Genomic DNA, 19,356 nt, shown 5'->3' with positions numbered 1-19,356 from the left:
CGATCGCTACCCAAAACGCTTCCGGCGCTACCGCCCTGCCCATACCGGCTACCTCTCACACGAGGCCTGTTGCGTCGACCGATTGAGGCTGCCCCGGGGTTCATAGTCGTCCGCGAGAATTTTCTGGGGGAGGACTCCAAGGGTAGGGGAAGAAGTTTCTTCCCCTACTTTTGTGGCGCCGGTTCGCGCCGCCGACGAGAATGCCGCCGCTGCGCACTCATGGCAACCGCGTAGTCGGCCGGCCATTGATCCGTTTAAAGTTGAGCCCGGGATCCGGGCTCAACTTCAAACGGATCGTGCGTTCATGCTCGACGACGACACTCTTCCCACCTCCACGATCGCCGACGACGTCCGCGGGTGGGTCGCTGACTCGTCGGCACACCCCCGCCGGGCGCGAGTCCGAGCCGCGGGGACCTGGTGAGAGGACACTATCGACTCACCAGCAGTACTCTTCGGATCGGCGATGTAGTCCGCTGTCTACCTGTCACGTGGCCGGGGTGCCCACGCGCACAGGGGAAGTCCGGTCGGTCGTCGTACCGTCGCCGAGTTGACCCGAAGTGCCCAACCCCCAGCAGTAGGCGGACCCGTTGGAAGTCACACAGGTCGTCTTCGCGTCGGTGCTGATGCTCGTGGCAGTGGTGAGGCCGGAGACGCGCGTCGGAGTGGGCCGACTGGTTTCGGTGGCGTCGCCGATCTGGCCTCAGCGAGCTTGGCGATCCCGAAGTCGAGAACGACGACGCGTTCGATGGTGCCGGTGTCAGGGTTGCGCGGGGTCATGATGTTGGCGGGCTTGATGTCTCGATGGATGACACCATTGCGGTGGGCGAAGTCGAGGGCCGCAGCGACGTCGGTGATGACCCGCAACACCTCGGCCTTCGACAGACCCTGTCCGGAAAGGTCTTGTCCGGCAAGGTATTCCATCGTGAACCAGGGCGTCGACTCAGTGATGCCGAAGTCGTGGATGGTGATGATGCCCGGGTGGCTCAGCGCCGCAGCGGTCTGGGCTTCGGTGGTGAACCGCCGTTCGAAATCCGGGTTACCCTGACCGGCACCGGATATCGCCTTCAGTGCCTGCCGTCGCTTGAGGTGCGGATGCTCGACCAGGAACACCTGGCCCATGCCGCCGCTTCCGAGCAGGGTCAGGATCTGATATCCCGCGAAGGTCGATCCGGGCTGTAGCGGCACGTTTCCTCCTGGGGAGTCGTCGCCGAGGCATCCGGATCGAAGGAAGCGCAGGCGTCGTCCGACCGTCAGTCGATCGGCCGGACGACTCTGTGGCGCGCGTTGGCGCTCAGTTGTGCTTGTGGAGCATCTCGTTCAATGCGATGCCGTCGCCCTTCCACGGCACCACCTCGACGGCGCCGGTAAGGCTGTTGCGGCGGAACAGGAGGTTCGACTGACCGGCGAGTTCGCGCGCCTTGATGCTGGTGCCGTCGGGACCCGTGACCTTGGTGCCCGCCGTGAGGTAGAGGCCCGCTTCGATGACGCAATCGTCGCCGAGTGGAATACCGCAACCCGAGTTGGCACCGAGCAGGCACCGCTTGCCCAGCGAGATGATCTCCTTGCCGCCGCCGGACAGCGTGCCCATCGTCGACGCACCGCCGCCCACGTCGGACCCGTCACCGACGACGACACCCGCGGAGATTCGGCCCTCGACCATCGACGATCCCAGCGTTCCCGCGTTGAAGTTGACGAAACCCTCGTGCATCACGGTGGTGCCTGCCGCGAGGTGCGCCCCGAGACGGACGCGGTCGGCGTCGCCGATGCGCACGCCGCCGGGCAGCACGTAGTCGACCATGCGCGGGAACTTGTCGATCGAGTAGACGGTGACGGGACCCCGCAGTTTCAGCTTGGCGCGCACCGACTCGAAGTTGCCGACGGCGCATGGGCCGTGATTGGTCCACACCACGTTGGAGAGCAGGCCGAACTGCCCGTCGAGGCTGGCACCGTGCGGCTCGACGAGCCGATGGGAGAGCAGATGCAGCCGCAGATAGACGTCGTAGGCGTCGATTGGAGCCGACGACAGATCGCTGATGGTGGTGCGGATCGCCACAACCTTGACCCCACGCGCCTCGTCGACCCCGACCAATTCGGCCAGGTGCGCCGGCGTGCTGTCGGCGTCGAGGATGACGGTTTCCGATGCCTGCACGGTGTCGAGTTCGGGTTCGGGGAACCATGCGTCGAGAACAACGCCCGGATCGGCCGATCCGCCGTTGGTCACGGTCGCGATACCTGTTGCGATTGCGCCAGTTGTAGTCACGGGAGGTCAGTCTACCGGTGCGTCATACTGGAATCCGTGACGGCCGAATCACCTGGCTCATATGGCGAGTGGCGTTGTGCCACGCTTCCGGCAGTCGTGTGGCAGGCGAAGCGTTCTGCGGGACCGGTGCGTATCGACCCCGACGGGTGCATGGACGTGATCTGGACGGGGGATTCGGTGCTGGTTGCCGGACCGGACCGCTCGTCGACCGTTTCGGTCGTCCGCTCCGCCACCACGATGACCGGCATACGGTTCGACCCCGGTCACGCCCCCGGCCTTCTCGGCGTATCCGCTGCCGAACTGGTTGGTTCGCAGGTGGCGGGCTCCGACATTTGGTCGCGAAGTGACGTGGAGCGACTCGAGGACCGGCTGCGTGCATCCGTCGCACCCGATCGTGATCTCGAACTGTGGTGCGCGCAGCGACGTCGGCCACCGCCGAACTGGGTACCGCGGGTCGTCGACGCGCTCGCGAGCGGTCGGACGGTCTCCGAATGTGCGGACGATGCCGCGCTGTCGGAGCGCTCGCTTCACCGACAGGCGTTGCGGTACTTCGGTTATGGTCCCAAGACGTTGGCACGCATCCTGCGGATGCGGCGCGCGACGACCATGATGTCCGTGAGGTCTGCGCGATTCGGTGACGTCGAACTCAGCGATATCGCGGCCGCCTGCGGGTACTCCGACTATGCACACATGTATCGCGACTTCGTCGGCTTCACGGGTTGTGCGCCAACGCAGTTCATACTCTCGACTCGGACTTAGTGGTCCTGTCCAGAAATTCGTCGGGGGTCTTCGGCGTTCGATGAACGACTGGCTGCGTTGTCGTCGGTCACGATAGCGCCGCTATCGCTCCCTCCTCCGCCTTGCCAGTCGTCCATCGCTCCACCGAATACCCCGGACGGATTTATGAACAGCACCACTCAGGTGCCGAGCGCGCAGTAGAAGTCGACGACATTACCGTCCGGATCGTGGACTGCCGCATAGCGCTGGCCCCAAACGGCGTCGAACGGTGCGAGAGACGATCGGTGGCCCGCACCGATCAGCGCCGCGTGCATGCGGTCGACCCCGTCCGGTTCGTCACATTCGAATGCCAGCGCCATCTTGTGTCCGCCGTGACCGGGTTCCCATCCAGGTAGCAGGGTCCTCACGACGTCGTGGGTGTCGAACATGATGCGAAAGCCGCCGATCGCCGCCTCTGCGTGTGGTGCGGCCTCGGCGCCCTCGGCGATGTCGAGTCCGCACATGCGATAGAAGTCGAGGGCGGCGGCCATGTCCTCGACCACCACTGACAGCGCGTTCGCGGTGGGCTTGCGATCGATTGCACTCATGGCATCGACGCTAGCGTCGTCCACGGCGTGCGGTCATGAACGTTTCGGACACAGGAGCGGCGCCCGAAAGACGGCTGCTGTCATGCATTCGGGCGAACCATCTGGTGGAGCGGAACCTCGCGCCCTAATCTCGGCATATGTCCGATTTGGCTTCTCCTCAGGCTCCGCCACGTCGCAAGCGGCGCTGGCCGTGGATTCTCGGCTTCCTCGGCGTATTTCTCGTCATCGCGCTTGCCGTGGGCGCCTTCCTGTTTCAGCCCTGGCTGATCTTCGTCGACAACGAGGTCGACGACGAGATCCCGGTGGCGGTGACCGCGCCGCCCAACGCGTCGGGAACACCGCAACCCGGCGCCTCCGTGATCTTGTCCACCGGCACCCTCATCAGCCACGAGCACGACACCTCGGGCAAGGTGTCGGTCATCAAGAAGCCCGACGGCACAAGGGTTCTCGCGATCGAGAATCTCGACACCACAACCGGTCCCGACGTGCACGTATGGTTGTCCGACGGAGAGGTGAAAGAAGGCGTCGGCGGCTGGCGGACCGCGGCCGACGCGAACAACGTCGACCTCGGACCGATCAAGGGGAACAGGGGAAATCAGGTGTACGCCATCCCCGCCAACGTCGACCTGGCAGATTATCCGGCCGTCTTCCTCTGGTGCGTTCGCTTCAGCGTCTCGTTTGGCGCGGCCACACTCGCGGCACCCTGAGGAGCGCCTGCACAGTTGCGTTTGGCGCAGCCAAGCTCACCGCGCCTTGAGGGGAGCCGACCACACGCAGGTCCCGGCGGCTACGGTGAACCCATGCCGAGCGTCGAACTCGATCTCACCGCCGACCCCATCGATCTGACCGCCGCGCTGGTCGATATCGAGAGCGAGTCGCGCAACGAGGCGAGCATCGCCGACGCGGTCGAGGCTGCTCTGCGCGCACAGGCGCCGGGATTCGAGGTGCTGCGGCATGGGAACCGCGTGCTCGCGCGGACGAATCGTGGACGCGACCGACGGGTGATCCTGGCCGGCCACCTCGACACCGTCCCGGTTGCGGGAAACCTGCCGCATCGCCGGGAGCGCGACGGGGCCGAGGGGGATGTCCTGCACGGATGCGGCACGGTCGACATGAAATCGGGCGATGCGGTGTTCCTGCATCTGGCCGCGACCTTGCGCGATCCCGAACCCGACCTGACCCTCATCTTCTACGACTGCGAGGAGATCGCCGCACGTTACAACGGGCTGGGTTTCCTCGAGCGTGAACTGCCGGAGTGGTTGGCCGGTGATGTCGCGATCCTGGGGGAGCCGACCGCCGGACAGATCGAGGCCGGCTGTCAGGGCACCGTCCGAGTTCGCTTGTCGACCGCCGGGACCCGCGCTCATTCCGCGCGATCGTGGATGGGGGACAACGCGATTCACAAACTCGGTGGAGTGCTCACCACCCTGGCGTCGTACTCGCCGCGGCGGGTCGACATCGACGGCTGCGAGTATCGCGAGGGGCTGTCGGCGGTCGGGGTCGGCGGCGGTGTGGCGGGCAACGTGATCCCCGACGAGGCCTACGTCGACGTCAACTTCCGATTCGCGCCGGACCGGTCCGAGGAACAGGCCGTCGAGCACATCCGTGAGGTCTTCACCGCCGACCTCGCCGCCGGGACAGTGCAATTGGCGGTGACCGACTCGGCTCCGGGCGCCCTGCCCGGCTTGAGTAATCCGGCCGCCGCCGAACTGGTCGCTGCCGCAGACGGACGTTTTCGCGCCAAATACGGCTGGACAGACGTCGCCCGGTTCTCGGCGCGCGGCATCCCGGCGGTGAATCTCGGACCCGGCGACCCCAATCTCGCGCACCGCGTCGACGAACGTGTCCCGGTCGGTCAGATCACCGAGGTCGCCGAGATCCTGCGCACCTACCTGTCCTGATCGTGCCCCGGCCCCGCATGCCTTACCGTGACGGCATGGCGCCCAGCACCGGAAACCAGCCGACCTCCTCGCCCGAGGACGACCCGACCCCTGAGACCTGCTACATCGGGCCGATGCGGGTGCGACGCGACGACGGCCGCCGCAGTCAGACCACCGACCGCCGTCTCCTCGAATGGATCGATCCCCGCGACAGCACGTTGCGCGCCGAACGGACCATGCGTGACTCGTGGCGCGTGCTGAGAATCCAGTCGGAGTTCGTCGCAGGGTTCGACGCGATGAGCGAGGTCGCCGAGGCCGTCACCGTGTTCGGTTCGGCGCGGGTCGCTCCGGGAACTGCCGACTACGACCTGTCGGTGGCGGTCGGCCGCGCGCTGGGGGAGGCGGGCTATGCGGTGATCACCGGTGGCGGACCGGGAGCGATGCAGGCCGCCAATCAAGGCGCGTTCCATACCGGCGCCCAGTCCATCGGACTCAACATCGAGCTGCCCTTCGAACAGCACCTCAATCCGTGGGTCGACCTGGGCATGAACTTTCGCTACTTCTTTGTGCGCAAGACGATGTTCGTCAAGTACGCACAGGCCTTCGTGTGCCTGCCGGGTGGATTCGGCACCCTCGACGAGATGTTCGAGGCACTCACGCTCGTGCAGACCAAGAAGGTCGTGCGGTTCCCGATCGTGCTGGTCGGACGCGACCACTGGTCCGGTCTGGTGGACTGGATGCGCGACGTGCTGCTCGCCAAGCAGATGATCTCCGCCGACGACCTCGACCTCCTGTATCTGGTCGACGAGCCGGCCGAGGCGGTCGAGATCATCGACGCAGCGCGAGCCGGACGATCGACGAGCGGGTCGGTCAAGCCATGAGTGCGGTCTGTGTCTACTGCGCGTCGGGGCGCGTCGAGCAGCGCTATCTCGACCTGGCTGCCGAGGTGGGCGGTGCGCTGGCCCGCGCCGGCCACGTGACCGTCTCCGGCGGCGGCAACATCTCGATGATGGGTGCGCTGGCCGAGGCGGCTCGCGCTGCGGGCGGCACGACGATCGGCATCATCCCGCGGGCACTCATGGAACGCGAGGTCGCCGATCTGGGCGCCGACGAACTCGTCATCACCGAGACCATGCGCGAACGCAAACGCATGATGGATGAGCGGTCGGATGCGTTCATCACGCTGCCCGGCGGCATCGGGACACTCGAGGAACTGTTCGAGACGTGGACGGCCGGATACCTCGGAATGCACGACAAACCGGTGATCCTGCTCGATCCCTTCGATTTCTATGCGCCGTTGCGCACCTGGCTGGAAGACTTGGCCGGGCAGGGGTTTGTCGCGCGTCGATCGCTCGATCGGCTCCTGGTCACCGACTCGGTGGCGGGGGCGCTCGCACTTGTGGCGGGTCGAGGGGATGTTGTCGCGGAGCCTCTTGCTACTGACCGGTAAGGTGTGTTGACATCGTCAACGCGCGTTGTCGTCGTCCACTGTCGTCATCCATTACCGGAGAGCGAGACCTGCAAATGCCCTCTCACGACACCAAGTCTGTCGTTGGAATAAAGGACCTGGTCAGAGGTGTCGTGAAGATGGCGCCACAGGCCCATCACATGATCAAGCACGCGCCGGGACTGATCCGTCGTCCCGCCGATGCCAAACGCACCATCGGGTCGATCTTCCAGAGGCATGCGCAAGCGCATCCGGATCGGCCGTTCGTGCGGTTCGAGGGCAAGACCACCACCTACGGTGAGGCCAATCGCCGGGTGAATCGCTACGCCGCGGTGCTGGCCGAGAACGGGGTGGCCAAGGGTGATGTGGTCGCGATCCTGTCCAAGAACTGTCCGACCGACCTGTTCCTCATGCTCGCGACGGTCAAGCTGGGCGCGATCGCCGGCATGCTGAACTACAACCAGCGTGGCAGCGTCATCGAGCACAGCATGACGTTGCTCGGCGCTCGCGTGCTGGTGCACGACCCGCAGTGCGCCGAGGCCTTCGAGTCGATTCCGTCGGAGGCACTGCCCGAGCATGTCTTCGACTTCACCGAGTTCGACGCCGAGGCCGACGGGAAGCCGGAGACCGACCCCTCGGTCACCGAGACACTGCCGGCGGCGACGGAAGCCTTCTACATCTTCACCTCGGGAACCACCGGACTCCCCAAGGCCAGCGTGATGAGCCACAACCGCTGGCTGGCGAGCATGTCGGGTATCGGCGGGCTGGCCGTACGGCTGCGGCACAGCGACACCATGTACGTGCCGCTGCCGCTGTACCACAACAACGCACTATCGGTGTCGCTGTCGTCGGTCCTCGCGGCCGGTGCCTGCATCGCCATCGGCAAGCAGTTCTCGGCGTCGAAGTTCTGGGACGACGTCATCCTCAACCGGGCGACTGCGTTCTGCTATATCGGCGAGTTGTGCCGCTACCTGCTGGCCCAGCCCGAGAAGCCCACCGACCGGCAGCATTCGGTGCGACTCTGCGTCGGCAACGGTATGCGACCTGACATCTGGGACGAGTTTCGGGAGCGGTTCGGCATCGACCGCATCGTCGAGTTCTATGGCGCCAGCGAACTCAATCTGGTGTTCGTGAATGCGTTCAGCGCCAGCCGCACCGCGGGCTTCTGTCCGCTGCCGTACGCGATTGTCGAGTACGACGAGGACGGCGCGCCCAAGCGTGACTCCGACGGCCGGCTGACCAAGGTCGGTCGTGGTGGCACCGGTCTGCTCATCTCCGGGATCAACGATCGCGTGCCGGTCGACGGCTACACCGATCCGGAGGAGACCGAGAAGAAGATCATCCGCGACGCGTTCAAGGACGGCGACTCCTGGTTCAACTCGGGTGACCTGGTCCGCGATCAGGGTTTCTCGCACATCGCGTTCGTCGACCGACTGGGCGATACGTTCCGCTGGAAGGGCGAGAACGTGGCGACCACCGAGGTCGAGGCCGGACTCGACGGCATCGACGCCATTTCGCAGTCCGTGGTGTTCGGGGTGGAGATCCCCGGCACCGACGGCAAGGCCGGTATGGCCGCGGTGACCGTGCGTGACGGCGCCGATCTGGACGGCAAGAAGATCGCCGACCACCTCTACGACGTACTGCCGGGTTATGCCGTGCCGTTGTTCATCCGCGTCGTCGACCAGCTCGAGCAGACCTCGACCTTCAAGAGTCGCAAGGTCGAACTGCGCGAGGAGGCCTACGAGAAGACCGGCGACGACACGTTGTTCGCACTGGCCGGCCGGTCCGATGGGTACGTGAAGTATTACGACTCCTATCCCGACGATGTGGCAGCCGCGAAGGCGCCCAAGAACTGATCTGCAGAGTCGGGTCTCAGGTGCACAAACCGCCAACCGCTCCCTGAGGTGCGAGGAGCCCTGGCGACGAGCCTCGAAGGGCGTGGTGAGGCGACAATGTCAGCTCACCAGGGGCTTCGAGGCTCGCAGGCTCGCGCCTCAGCCGGCGGGACTGGCGCGACGGGTTGCCCGGCCGCATCACTACTGTGGGCGACATGATCTCGACGCCGGCTCTGTCGCCGACGCTGTGTGGACGCCCGGTCCCAACCGACCGCGCTCTCGTGATGGCGATCGTCAACCGCACCCCGGACTCCTTCTACGACAAGGGTGCGAGCTTCGCCGACGACGCCGCGCAGGCCCGCATTGCCCGTGTGGTCGACGAAGGCGCCGACATCGTCGACGTGGGCGGTGTGAAGGCGGGACCGGGCGAGCATGTGGACGCCGCCACCGAAGCCGCACGCGTCGTACCGATGATCGCGTGGATTCGTGAGACGCACCCCGACCTGCTCATCAGCGTCGACACCTGGCGTTCGGACGTGGCCGATGCCGCATGCGCGGCCGGTGCGGATCTCATCAACGACACCTGGGCCGGCTCCGACCCAGACCTCGTGCACGTGGCCGCGACCCGCGGTGCGGGCATCGTCTGCTCTCATACCGGTGGCGCCACGGTCCGCACCCGTCCACACCGCGTCGGCTACCAGAACATCGTCGGCGAAGTGGTCGCCGAACTCACCACGGCCGCTGCCCGTGCAGCCGACGCCGGAGTTGCCCGAGACTCGATCGTTATCGATCCGACGCACGATTTTGGCAAGAACACCCACCACGGTTTGGCCTTGTTACGCCACGTAAAAGATCTTGTTAATACGGGCTGGCCTGTGTTGATGGCGCTCAGCAACAAAGACTTTGTGGGGGAGACTCTGGGTGTGGATCTCGAACAACGGTTGGAGGGCACCCTCGCTGCGACCGCTCTGAGTGCCGAACACGGCGCCCGGATCTTTCGTGTGCATGAGGTGGCTGCCACTCGTCGCGTGGTCGACATGGTCGCTGCCATAGCGGGAACAAGACCTCCCGCCCGAACAGTCAGGGGACTCGCATGACCAAACAGGTAAGACGAACCCATCCGAGCGCCGTCAACAACCGGGACCGGACAGCGATCTGGCCCACTCCCGCCGAGACCGCGACCAGCAAGCAGCGCTGGTCGTCGACTCACACGTGGGAACAGCCCGATTGGACGATCGACGAACTCGTCGCAGCCAAGGACGGACGCACCGTGTCGGTGGTCCTGCCCGCGCTCGACGAGGAGGAGACCGTCGCCGACGTGATCGCCACGATCCGTCCGCTGCTGGGCACGCTCGTCGACGAACTCATCGTCCTCGACTCCGGCTCGACGGATGCGACCGCCGAACGGGCCCGCGCCGCGGGTGCCGAGGTGATCTCGCGTGAGGAGGCCGTGCCCGAACTCGACCCCATCAAGGGGAAGGGCGAGGTGCTGTGGCGGTCGATCGCGGTGACGACCGGCGACCTCATCGCCTTTGTCGATTCCGACCTCATCGACCCAGACCCCATGTTCGTACCCAAGATGCTGGGCCCGCTGCTCGTGAACCCCGACATCCATCTGGTCAAGGGCTACTACCGGCGCCCGTTGCGGACCGGCGGCACCCAGGATGCCAACGGCGGTGGCCGGGTCACCGAACTCGTTGCCCGCCCGCTACTGGCGTCGCAGAAGCCGGACCTCACGGCGGTGCTGCAGCCGCTGGGTGGCGAATACGCCGGCACTCGCGAACTGCTGTCGTCGGTGCCTTTCGCGCCCGGCTACGGCGTGGAGATCGGCCTGCTGATCGACACCTACGACAAGTACGGCCTCACCGGTATCGGCCAGGTCAACCTCGGTGTGCGGACACATCGCAATCGTCCGCTCATCGAGCTCGGCGTCATGAGCCGACAGATTGTGGGGACGCTGATGCGCCGCTGCAAGCTCGACGACTCCGGGGTGGGCCTCACCCAGTTCACCGCCGAACCCGACGGTTCGTTCACGCCGCACACCACCGAGGTCTATCTCGAAGACCGACCGCCGATGAACACCATCCGCCCCGCGGAGATCGACGACGAGGAGATGGCTTCCTGACGACGGCCTGACCCTACCGGTGTGCCGGGGCCGACGACAGTGTCGATGATGCCAAGTTCCCCGGCGCCCAACGGTGCCGCCACGGCCGTCTGCCAAGATTGAACGCATGCAGACGATACTGCTGTATTTGCTGATCATGGCGATCGTCGTCGCGGCTGTCTTCGCTGTGGTGTGGTTTGCGTTCGGTCGGGGCGAGGATCTGCCGCCGATCGAACGGGGCACGACGCTGACCACGTTGCCGCCTTCGGGGATCACGAGCGACGACGTCCGTGCACTGCGCTTCGCACAGACCCTGCGTGGCTACAAGCAGTCCGAGGTCGATTGGGCGCTGGCCCGCCTGGCCGCAGAGATCGACGAACTCCGTGGCTCACTCGCCGATCTGCACGCACGCAACGAGCGTGTCTGCCCGTCCGATGCCACCGCGGATGTCGGTGCCGCCGAGCCGGCGTTCCAGACGTGGGAACCCGATGACGATGACGCGGACGTATCTCAGGACTCGTCCGACGCGGCCGTCGGAAACGTGGATTCGGCCACGTCCGGACCGGTCGACGTCGCCGATCCTGCGCAGACCTGATCGGCGCACGCAGCATGCCTGGCAGGATCGGAGGACCTCGGCACGTATCATGTCTCTAGCAGGTCGTCGTTGAAGGGAGCTTGAGAATGGCGGCAATGAAGCCACGTACTGGGGACGGGCCCCTCGAAGCGGCCAAGGAAGGACGTGGGATCGTTGTCCGGATTCCGATTGAAGGCGGCGGACGCCTGGTCGTCGAGCTGACGGCCGACGAGGCTGCCGCGCTCGGGGAGGAATTGCGCGGGGTCACCGGCTGACCCCGCAACACTGACCGCCCATACGTCGCCCACCGATCCGGTGCCGCACTCACGCGACGCGCGACCGGGTCGTCTCGACGGGATCGCGCAGGCGCTCGATGTCCTGCGCTGCCCGGTGTGTGGTGAACCCTTCGATGTCGTCGGCGGCTCGTTGCGATGCGGTGCGGCACATTCTTTCGACGTCGCCCGCCAGGGGTACGTCTCGCTGCTCGACGGACGATCTGGTGCTCTTCGCGCCGACACCGCCGACATGGTTGCCGCACGTGACCGTGTCCACAGCGCCGGCGTGTTCGATCCCGTGGTGGACGCAGCCGCGCAAGTGGGTGCGGTGGCCATCGTCGGCGCGCATCCAGGGCGGCGCCCGTTGGTTCTCGACGCCGGTGCAGGTGGCGGGCATTACCTGCGGGCCGTGTTACGGGAGGCGGCCGATCGAGGTGCCGACGCACGTGGTCTGGGGATAGACCTGTCGCGGCAATGCGCGCGAGCACTGGTGCGTGGTGAACCCGCGGTGACCGCGGTGACCGCCGACATCTGGCGTGGCCTGCCGGTCGCCGACGACTGTGTCGCAGTACTGCTGTCGATCTTCTCGCCCCGCAACGCAGCCGAGTTCGCCCGCGTGCTGAGCCCCGACGGCCGGCTGATCGTGGTTCGCCCGCTACCCGGGCACCTCGGTGAGATCATCGCGCCGATGCACATGTTGTCGGTGGACGACGCCAAGACCGCACGCGTGCACGCCGCTCTGGACGATCACGTCGAGGTTCTCGTCGAAAATGAGCTGACGTACTCGGTCCGGATTCCGGCGCCCGTGGTGGCCGACCTGGCCGGGATGGGTCCGTCGGCATTCCATCTCGATGCCGGCCAGATCGATGCGCTCGCACATGCTCTCGCCGGCGACGGCGTCGTCGAGGTCACGGTGTCGGTGGCCATCACCGTGTGCGGCAGATCGGCGTGAACCGATCTGCTGATCGTCAGTGCATCTTCAGTGCATGACGGACTGGTAGACCTCGAGTGTCTGTGCCGCGATCGTGTCCCAGGAGAATTCGGATTCGGCACGCTCTCGGCCCGCGATGCCCATGGCCTCCGCAGTCTGCGGGTCGGTCACGACCGCGTTGACGGCGTCGGCGAGACCTGCTTCGAACCCGCGCGGGTCCACCGGGTCATACCGGACGAGGCGACCGGTGACGTTGTCGCGCACGACCTCAGGTATGCCGCCGACCTCGGATGCGACCACGGCTGTGCTGCAAGCCATCGCTTCCAAATTCACGATGCCGAGCGGCTCGTACACCGATGGGCACACAAAGACCGTTGCTGCGGTGAGGATTTCGCGGATGCGTGGATGGGGCAGCATTTCCCGCACCCAAAAGACACCCGGTCGGGATTCGGAAAGCGCGGCCACCGCCGACTCCACCTCGGCGCCGATCTCCGGAGTGTCCGGTGCGCCCGCGCACAGCACCAATTGGATGGACGGATCGAAATGGTGCGCCGCGGCGACGAGATGGGCGACGCCTTTCTGGCGGGTGATCCGCCCGACGAAGGCGACGATCGGTCGAGTGGGGTCGACGCCGAGGGACACGAGCGTCGACTCCGGGCCGAACGGGTCGTCGACCGGGTACCAGGATGTCGTGTCGATCCCGTTGCGCACCACGTGGACTCGATCGGGGTCGAGTCGGGGATAGGTGTGGCAGACGTCGTTGCGCATACCCGAACTCACCGCGATGACGGCGTCGGCGTATTCGACGGCGTTGCGCTCCACCCAACTCGATACGCGATAGCCGCCACCGAGTTGTTCTGCCTTCCAGGGGCGCATCGGCTCGAGCGAGTGAGCGGTGAGCACGTGCGGAACGCCGTAGAGCTCGCCGGCCAGGTGCCCCGCCAGCCCGGCGTACCAGGTGTGCGAATGCACCACGTCGGCACCGGCAGCGCCGACGACCATCCGCAGGTCGGTCGACAGTGTGGTGATGGCCGCGTTGGCTCCGGCGAGCCCCGGATCCGGTTCGTAGACATGCGCGGTCTCTCGGGGCGCTCCCATGCAGTGCACGTCGACGGTGGCGAGGCTTCGGAGGTGGCGCACCAGCTCGGTCACGTGTACGCCGGCGCCGCCGTACACCTCGGGTGGGTACTCACGCGTCATCATGGCCACCCTCATGGTGACGACGCTAGTGCCAACGAGCCGAGTTCGCCAACGGTGTCGCGAAACACGTAAGAGGCTGCGACCTGCCGGTCGATTCGTATGGCCTCGAGCATCGATCGCGGTTAAGTTTGACGTGTGAGATCACAGCCGCACGTGCTCGGAATCGTTCTCGCAGGCGGTGAGGGTAAACGCCTGTACCCATTGACGATGGACCGTGCGAAGCCTGCGGTGCCCTTCGGGGGTGCGTACCGCCTGATCGACTTCGTCCTGTCCAATCTGGTGAACGCCGGCTATGAGCGGATTTGCGTGCTGACGCAATACAAGTCGCATTCACTCGACCGTCATATCTCGCAGACCTGGTGGACATCGGGATTTCACGGTGAGTACATCACGCCGGTGCCGGCGCAGCAGCGCTTGGGCCCGCGGTGGTACACCGGCAGTGCGGATGCGATCTTCCAGTCGATGAACCTGATCACCGACGAGCAACCCGAGTACATCGTGGTGTTCGGAGCCGATCACGTCTATCGCATGGATCCGTCGCAGATGGTCGAGGCGCACATCCAGGCAGGCGCAGACGTGACGGTCGCCGGGATCCGGGTGCCACGCTCGGAGGCATTTGCCTTCGGGTGCATCGACTCCGACGAATCGGGACTGATCACCCGGTTCCTCGAGAAGCCCAAAGATCCGCCGGGGACGCCCGACGACCCGGATGCGACGTTCGCGTCGATGGGCAACTATGTGTTCACGACCGAGGCGTTGGTGGAGGCGATTCGTGCCGATGCCGCCAACCCCGACTCCGACCACGACATGGGTGGGGACATCATCCCGGCCTTCGTGAACCGCAATGCGGCCTACGTCTACGACTTCAAGAACAACGAGGTGCCCGGAGCCACCGAGCGCGACAAGGGGTACTGGCGCGACGTCGGCACCCTGGACGCGTTCTACGACGCGCACATGGATCTGGTGTCGGTGCACCCGATCTTCAACCTGTACAACCGTCGCTGGCCGATCCGCGGCGAGACGCACAACCTGCCGCCGGCCAAGTTCGTCCAGGGTGGCATCGCGCAGGACTCGGTCGTAGGGGCGGGTTGCATCGTTTCCGCTGCCACAGTGCGGGATTCGGTGCTCTCCTCGAATGTGATCATCGAGGACGGAGCCATTGTCGAGGGCAGCGTGCTGATGCCTGGCGCGCGTGTCTGCAAGGGCGCGGTGGTCCGCCACGCGATCCTCGACAAGAACGTCATCGTGGGCGAGGGCGAGCACCTCGGCGTCGACGCCGACCACGATCGCGACCGGTTCTCGGTGAGCGCCGGCGGTGTGGTCACCGTCGGCAAGGGAATTCGCGTCTGATCCACCGCAGCCAGGTCCGAAGAGTCCCATCCGCCCCCTGAGGTGCGAGCGGTGCGAGCCTCGAAGGGCCTGGTGACAGTTGAGACTATGCCACTCGGCGTGCGCGGCCCCGAGTGATCAGCGTCCACATGTCACCGGTGCGTGCGGTCTCCGGAAGCGCAGCCACCGGCCACCAGCGCAGATCCACCGATTCGTCGCTGCACTCGATGTCCGGCAGGCTGCCGTCGTGGGTCGGTGGAGCCACTGCTCGGTAGCGCACGTCGAGGTGCCGTGTCGGAACACCGAGCGAGCAGCTGATCGGATGGGTGTGCAGGGTGACGATGCCACCCGACAGTGCCAGGTCGGCGATCCCGGATTCTTCGCGCGCCTCGCGCAACGCGGCGTCGGCGAGGCGGTCGTCGGTCTCCTCGCAGTGCCCGCCCAATTGAATCCACTTGCCGACGCGGGGATGTAGCGTCAACAGCACGTGGTCGAGGGTGGCGTCGAAGACCACCGCCGACGCCGTGAGGTGACCGGCGACGCAGCGGCGCAGGCACGCATCCGGCGCGGACGCGAGGAAGGCGAGATACGCGTGCCGCAGGGCGTCCTGCTCGACGTCGGGTGCGTTCCACGCGGTCAGCGCCTCGACGGCGGAGGTGTGCAGTGACTCTCTGCTCACAACTCGATCACCCAGTCGGTGGTCGGCGCCGACGGGCGTAGCCCCGCGGGTGCGGCAGGGTAGCCGATGGCGATGGCGCCCAATGGTTCCCAATCGTCGGAAACTTCGAGTGCCGCTCGCACCGTCGGGGCAGCGAAGATCGTGGAACCGACCCAGCAGCTTCCGAGATCGCGCACGGCAAGGGCGATCAACAGAGTTGCGACCGCGCCGCCGGCCGCGACGGTGAACATGGTGTGTTCGGCGGCGTTGCGGCGGATGTCGGGATACTGGTGTGCTCCGTCGGGAACCAGGAACGGAATCACCAATTCCGGAGCGTCGTAGAGGATCTGGCCGCGCCGGAGTCGGCGGGTGATCGAATCCTCGCTCTTGCCATCGGATTCGAGGTCGCCGCGCCATGCCGCCGTCATGGCGTCGAGGAGTTGCTGTCTTCGGGTGCGCGACCGCAGCCACACGAAGCGGACCGGATGGGTGTGATGCGGTGCCGGAGCCGTCAGTGCCTCGGCGAGTGCGGCACGGAGGTCGTCCGCGGGTACGGGCTCGGGTGCGAAGTTGCGCACCGAACGTCGTGCGCGCACCGCTTCACGACGGCCCTGCTCGATCGCCTCGGCAGTGCCGAGCCGGAACAGATCCTCATCGGCCGGCCGGATCAGATCCGCTGCGGTGGTGCCGTTGTCGACGGGAGCGAGTCCCCGTACCACCGCGACCGGCACGCCGGCCAGCTTCCCCTTCACGAGATCTGCTGCGGCAGCGACCTCGTCGGCGACCGCGATGTCGGTGACGATCAGTTCGTTGCCGTGTGCGTCTTCGCCGCCGGCGTACGGGTGGGAGACCGACATCCCGGCCGCCCCGATGGCGACGTCGGTCTGTCCATTGCGCCAGGCCCGGCCCATGGTGTCGGTGATGAGCACGGCGACGTCCACGCCGTGGCATCGCGCCAGTGCCTCGCGCAGTTGCGCCGCACTGAGGTCGGGGTCGACCGGCAGCAGCGCGAGTTGGTCGGCGGGGACGTTGGAACCGTCGACGCCCGCGGCAGCCTGGACCAGCCCGATTCGGTTCTCGGTGATCAGCGTCCGGTTCTTGCGGGCCAACACGCGGACCGACTCGTCGTCGACCAGCTTGCGGCGCAACGTGTCCCGCTCGTCGGGGTCGGTGGGGGCGGGCACCATCCGGCCCTCGACCTTGGAGATGATCTTGCTCGTCACCACCAGCACGTCGCCTGAGCGGAGCCACGGTGCGGCGCGAACGATTTCAGCTGCGAGGTCGGAGTCGCCGGAGAACTCGGGCAGGTCGGCGACAGGCAGGATCTCGATGCTGCCCGGTGCGCGATGGTCGGGTCGGAGGTCGACTTGACGGGGTACGTCACTCACCGGAGGTTCGCCTCCGGGGTGGGCACACCGACCAGTGCGCATGCGGCCCGCACCATCTGTGCGGTCGTCGGCGGGTCGGTCATCAACAGCGGGGCCGAACCGACGGTCATACCGTCGACCTGGGCGTGGTCGCCATCGGCGATCAGCCATCCGTCGAGAATCCCGTTGCCCTTGCGCGGGCCGTAGTGCTCGGCGATGCCCTGGGCGGATGACTCCACGCCGAGCACCGACAGGCATTCGTCGGCCATACCGCGGAGCGGGCGATTGTCGATGACCGGGGAGATGCCGACCACCGGCGCAGACGTGTTACGCAGGGCTGCACGCAGTCCCGGAACGCTCACGATGGCGCCGATGCTGACGACCGGATTGCTCGGCGCGAGGAGCACCACATCGGCCTCGGCGATCGCCTCGGTCACCCCCGGAGCAGCGGTGGTGTCGTCCGACCCCACCTGGGCGAATCCGAACGTGTCGATCTGGGCACGATGCCGAACCCACCACTCCTGGAAGTGGATTGCGACTCGCTCACCTTCCGCGCCACTGGGTTTCGCGACGACCACATGTGTCTCGTGCCGGTCGTCGGTGGCCGGAAGCAGTCGGACGCCGGGCTGCCAGCGGCGGCACAGCGCCGCCGTGACGTCCGACAGGCGGTAGCCGGCGTCGAGCATCTGAGTGCGGATGAGATGGGTGGCCAGGTCGCGGTCACCGAGTCCGAACCAGTCCGGATCGGCGCCGTAGGCGGCCAGTTCCTCTTTGGCGTGCCAGCTTTCGTCGATGCGGCCCCAACCGCGTTCGGGATCGATACCGCCGCCGAGGGTGTACATGCAGGTATCGAGGTCGGGACAGATCCGAACGCCGTGCATCCAGGCGTCGTCACCGACGTTGACGATCGCGGTGATCTCGTGTTCGGCCACGGCGTCGGATCCCGAATCATCCGGTGGCGGCGGAAAGGGTGTCGAACCCAGCATCTCGCGCACGCCGATCAGGAATCGTGCGCCACCGACGCCTCCGACAAGAACGGTCACCTTCACACGGCCACTCTACTGAGGGGCAAAATGGGTGAGGTACGCGGTCAGAAACGCCGACCGTCGTGTCGATCCCTCCAATGACGGATCGCGATGGTATTAAGGAATTTTCTCGTTCGGCTTGACCGCGACCGCCCCGGGCGTGTGTAATCACATCAGTGTCATTCCTGGTTTGATATCGAGAACCGCTGAAGGGCAACGGTTTCGCTCGGGTGTTCGAATCCGGATGATGGGTTGGCGCCCGGCGAGGTCTCGGCGGCGAAGGCCCTCGGCACATGGTGAAGATCGAGAATTGGTGTGGCAGGGGTGGTGAGTGCGGCGCTGATTGTGCGGGGCAAGGGCGCCGGAACGACGAGCAACAAGACAGACTACGACTTCCCAGAGCTAGGAGGCGCCGACGATGGCTTTCGACAACGCGATCGGCAATCCTTTTGAATCCCAAGATCCTTCGTCGTCTTCCGAAACCACGGACGGCTACGCCGGTAACGATGGCTTGTTCAACAGCCTTGGCCCGGTTGATGATTCGATGATCGGTGGCACCGCTGTGCGCACCGCGCCGACGGTCGGCGAGCCTTGTGAGGCTTCCCAGCGTCGGCATCTCTCGCTGGTGCCCAACGATTTCGACGATCTCTTCGACGCTGTCGAAGATCAATGGCAAGACCGCGCGCTGTGTGCCCAGACCGATCCGGAGGCGTTCTTTCCGGAGAAGGGTGGCTCCACCCGCGAGGCCAAGCGCATCTGCCAGGGCTGCGAGGTCAAGGCCGAGTGCCTTGAGTACGCACTGCACAACGACGAACGCTTCGGCATCTGGGGCGGATTGTCCGAGCGCGAGCGTCGCCGCCTGAAGCGCGGCATCATCTGAGTCTCTCCAGATCTCCGGCGACCCTCGACCGCTGATCGAGCCGGTACCGAGCGGAGCGAGGCACCGTGTCGAGATCACTGGTGATCCGTCACGTGGTCTCGACACGCTTCCTCGCCTGGCGGCTCGGTAGCGGCTCGACCAGCGGAAGGGTCCGCGATCCGACGAAACGCTGGCCGCGCTCGGGAACGTATTGATCACTCCGGTCCGCGATCCAACGAAACGCTGGCCGCGCTCGGGAACGTATTGATCACTCCGGCCCGCGATCC

Annotated in this window: 21 protein-coding genes; 13 read left to right on the top strand and 8 right to left on the bottom strand. The window is 66.0% G+C overall.

Annotated features, from left to right (window positions below):
- Positions 1-484 precede the first annotated feature (484 nt).
- The 3 genes from ACWDTF_RS22190 to dapD form a co-directional block, all read right to left on the bottom strand.
- Positions 485-598, bottom strand: a complete 114-nt coding sequence (locus ACWDTF_RS22190) for an RCC1 domain-containing protein (protein WP_355274702.1) — start codon at positions 596-598, stop codon at positions 485-487.
- On the bottom strand, positions 595-1,185 hold the full coding sequence (locus ACWDTF_RS22185) for a serine/threonine-protein kinase (RefSeq protein WP_355274704.1): 591 nt from the start codon (positions 1,183-1,185) through the stop codon (positions 595-597). The genes ACWDTF_RS22190 and ACWDTF_RS22185 overlap by 4 nt, the downstream gene beginning before the upstream one ends.
- 106 nt (positions 1,186-1,291) lie before the next feature.
- Positions 1,292-2,260 carry a 2,3,4,5-tetrahydropyridine-2,6-dicarboxylate N-succinyltransferase gene (gene dapD, locus ACWDTF_RS22180; RefSeq protein WP_240859144.1) on the bottom strand — a complete coding sequence of 323 codons (969 nt, stop codon included), beginning with the start codon at positions 2,258-2,260 and terminating at the stop codon, positions 1,292-1,294.
- 36 nt (positions 2,261-2,296) lie between these two features.
- Between dapD and ACWDTF_RS22175 the strand changes: the two genes are divergently transcribed.
- Entirely contained in the window at positions 2,297-3,019 is a 723-nt protein-coding gene (locus tag ACWDTF_RS22175) for a helix-turn-helix domain-containing protein (RefSeq protein WP_355274707.1), read from the top strand.
- A 158-nt stretch (positions 3,020-3,177) separates the two neighbouring features.
- On the opposite strand, the gene ACWDTF_RS22170 is transcribed toward ACWDTF_RS22175, so the two are convergent.
- Entirely contained in the window at positions 3,178-3,585 is a 408-nt protein-coding gene (locus ACWDTF_RS22170; RefSeq protein ID WP_240859148.1) for a VOC family protein, read from the bottom strand.
- 137 nt (positions 3,586-3,722) lie between these two features.
- Here ACWDTF_RS22170 and ACWDTF_RS22165 point away from each other — a divergent pair, with 137 nt between their 5' ends.
- The 10 genes from ACWDTF_RS22165 to ACWDTF_RS22120 all read left to right on the top strand — a co-directional run bounded on the left by ACWDTF_RS22165 (position 3,723) and on the right by ACWDTF_RS22120 (position 12,652).
- Positions 3,723-4,292 carry a DM13 domain-containing protein gene (locus tag ACWDTF_RS22165; RefSeq protein ID WP_355274709.1) on the top strand — a complete coding sequence of 190 codons (570 nt, stop codon included), beginning with the start codon at positions 3,723-3,725 and terminating at the stop codon, positions 4,290-4,292.
- Between the two features lie 93 nt (positions 4,293-4,385).
- Positions 4,386-5,486, top strand: coding sequence for a succinyl-diaminopimelate desuccinylase (gene dapE / locus ACWDTF_RS22160; protein WP_240859152.1), 1,101 nt, complete (start codon positions 4,386-4,388; stop codon positions 5,484-5,486).
- 35 nt (positions 5,487-5,521) lie between these two features.
- On the top strand, positions 5,522-6,346 hold the full coding sequence (locus ACWDTF_RS22155; protein ID WP_240859153.1) for an LOG family protein: 825 nt from the start codon (positions 5,522-5,524) through the stop codon (positions 6,344-6,346).
- A complete protein-coding gene (locus ACWDTF_RS22150) occupies positions 6,343-6,915 on the top strand; it encodes an LOG family protein (RefSeq protein WP_240859155.1) in 573 nt (190 codons plus the stop codon). The genes ACWDTF_RS22155 and ACWDTF_RS22150 overlap by 4 nt, the downstream gene beginning before the upstream one ends.
- A 74-nt stretch (positions 6,916-6,989) precedes the next feature.
- The gene (locus tag ACWDTF_RS22145; RefSeq protein ID WP_240859157.1) at positions 6,990-8,768 is read left to right on the top strand and encodes a long-chain-acyl-CoA synthetase; all 1,779 of its coding nucleotides are present in this window, start codon (positions 6,990-6,992) and stop codon (positions 8,766-8,768) included.
- Between the two features lie 194 nt (positions 8,769-8,962).
- Positions 8,963-9,844, top strand: a complete 882-nt coding sequence (gene folP, locus ACWDTF_RS22140; protein ID WP_355274715.1) for a dihydropteroate synthase — start codon at positions 8,963-8,965, stop codon at positions 9,842-9,844.
- Positions 9,841-10,872 carry a glucosyl-3-phosphoglycerate synthase gene (locus tag ACWDTF_RS22135; RefSeq protein ID WP_240859161.1) on the top strand — a complete coding sequence of 344 codons (1,032 nt, stop codon included), beginning with the start codon at positions 9,841-9,843 and terminating at the stop codon, positions 10,870-10,872. The genes folP and ACWDTF_RS22135 overlap by 4 nt, the downstream gene beginning before the upstream one ends.
- A 106-nt stretch (positions 10,873-10,978) precedes the next feature.
- Positions 10,979-11,446, top strand: coding sequence for a DivIVA domain-containing protein (locus ACWDTF_RS22130; RefSeq protein ID WP_240859163.1), 468 nt, complete (start codon positions 10,979-10,981; stop codon positions 11,444-11,446).
- Positions 11,447-11,532: 86 nt separating this feature from the next.
- Entirely contained in the window at positions 11,533-11,700 is a 168-nt protein-coding gene (locus ACWDTF_RS22125) for a DUF3117 domain-containing protein (RefSeq protein ID WP_004019232.1), read from the top strand.
- Positions 11,701-11,740: 40 nt separating this feature from the next.
- Positions 11,741-12,652 (top strand): putative RNA methyltransferase, encoded by a 912-nt coding sequence (locus ACWDTF_RS22120; RefSeq protein ID WP_240859165.1) that lies wholly within the window; start codon positions 11,741-11,743, stop codon positions 12,650-12,652.
- A gap of 27 nt (positions 12,653-12,679) precedes the next feature.
- Here the strand turns inward: ACWDTF_RS22120 and glgA are convergent, their stop codons facing one another.
- The gene (gene glgA / locus ACWDTF_RS22115; protein WP_240859167.1) at positions 12,680-13,846 is read right to left on the bottom strand and encodes a glycogen synthase; all 1,167 of its coding nucleotides are present in this window, start codon (positions 13,844-13,846) and stop codon (positions 12,680-12,682) included.
- 120 nt (positions 13,847-13,966) lie between these two features.
- Between glgA and glgC the strand changes: the two genes are divergently transcribed.
- Complete coding sequence (glgC, locus tag ACWDTF_RS22110; RefSeq protein WP_240859169.1) at positions 13,967-15,181, top strand: glucose-1-phosphate adenylyltransferase; 1,215 nt, start codon at positions 13,967-13,969, stop codon at positions 15,179-15,181.
- 85 nt (positions 15,182-15,266) lie between these two features.
- Here the strand turns inward: glgC and ACWDTF_RS22105 are convergent, their stop codons facing one another.
- From ACWDTF_RS22105 to cofD, 3 genes are read right to left on the bottom strand one after another with little or no spacing between them, the layout of a single operon-like run.
- A complete protein-coding gene (locus ACWDTF_RS22105; RefSeq protein ID WP_355274723.1) occupies positions 15,267-15,839 on the bottom strand; it encodes an NUDIX hydrolase in 573 nt (190 codons plus the stop codon).
- Positions 15,836-17,206, bottom strand: a complete 1,371-nt coding sequence (locus tag ACWDTF_RS22100; protein ID WP_355274726.1) for a coenzyme F420-0:L-glutamate ligase — start codon at positions 17,204-17,206, stop codon at positions 15,836-15,838. The genes ACWDTF_RS22105 and ACWDTF_RS22100 overlap by 4 nt, the downstream gene beginning before the upstream one ends.
- The gene (gene cofD / locus ACWDTF_RS22095; protein WP_240859175.1) at positions 17,203-18,234 is read right to left on the bottom strand and encodes a 2-phospho-L-lactate transferase; all 1,032 of its coding nucleotides are present in this window, start codon (positions 18,232-18,234) and stop codon (positions 17,203-17,205) included. Before cofD ends, ACWDTF_RS22100 begins: the two co-directional genes overlap by 4 nt.
- Positions 18,235-18,832: 598 nt before the next feature.
- On the opposite strand from cofD, the gene ACWDTF_RS22090 reads away from it, so the two are divergent.
- Positions 18,833-19,090, top strand: a complete 258-nt coding sequence (locus tag ACWDTF_RS22090; protein WP_240859231.1) for a WhiB family transcriptional regulator — start codon at positions 18,833-18,835, stop codon at positions 19,088-19,090.
- Positions 19,091-19,356 lie beyond the last annotated feature (266 nt).

The organism is Gordonia sp. NPDC003422, assembly GCF_053588675.1.
The sequence above is the reverse complement of the archived record's forward strand: the minus strand, read 5'-3'. Positions and strand labels throughout refer to the sequence as shown.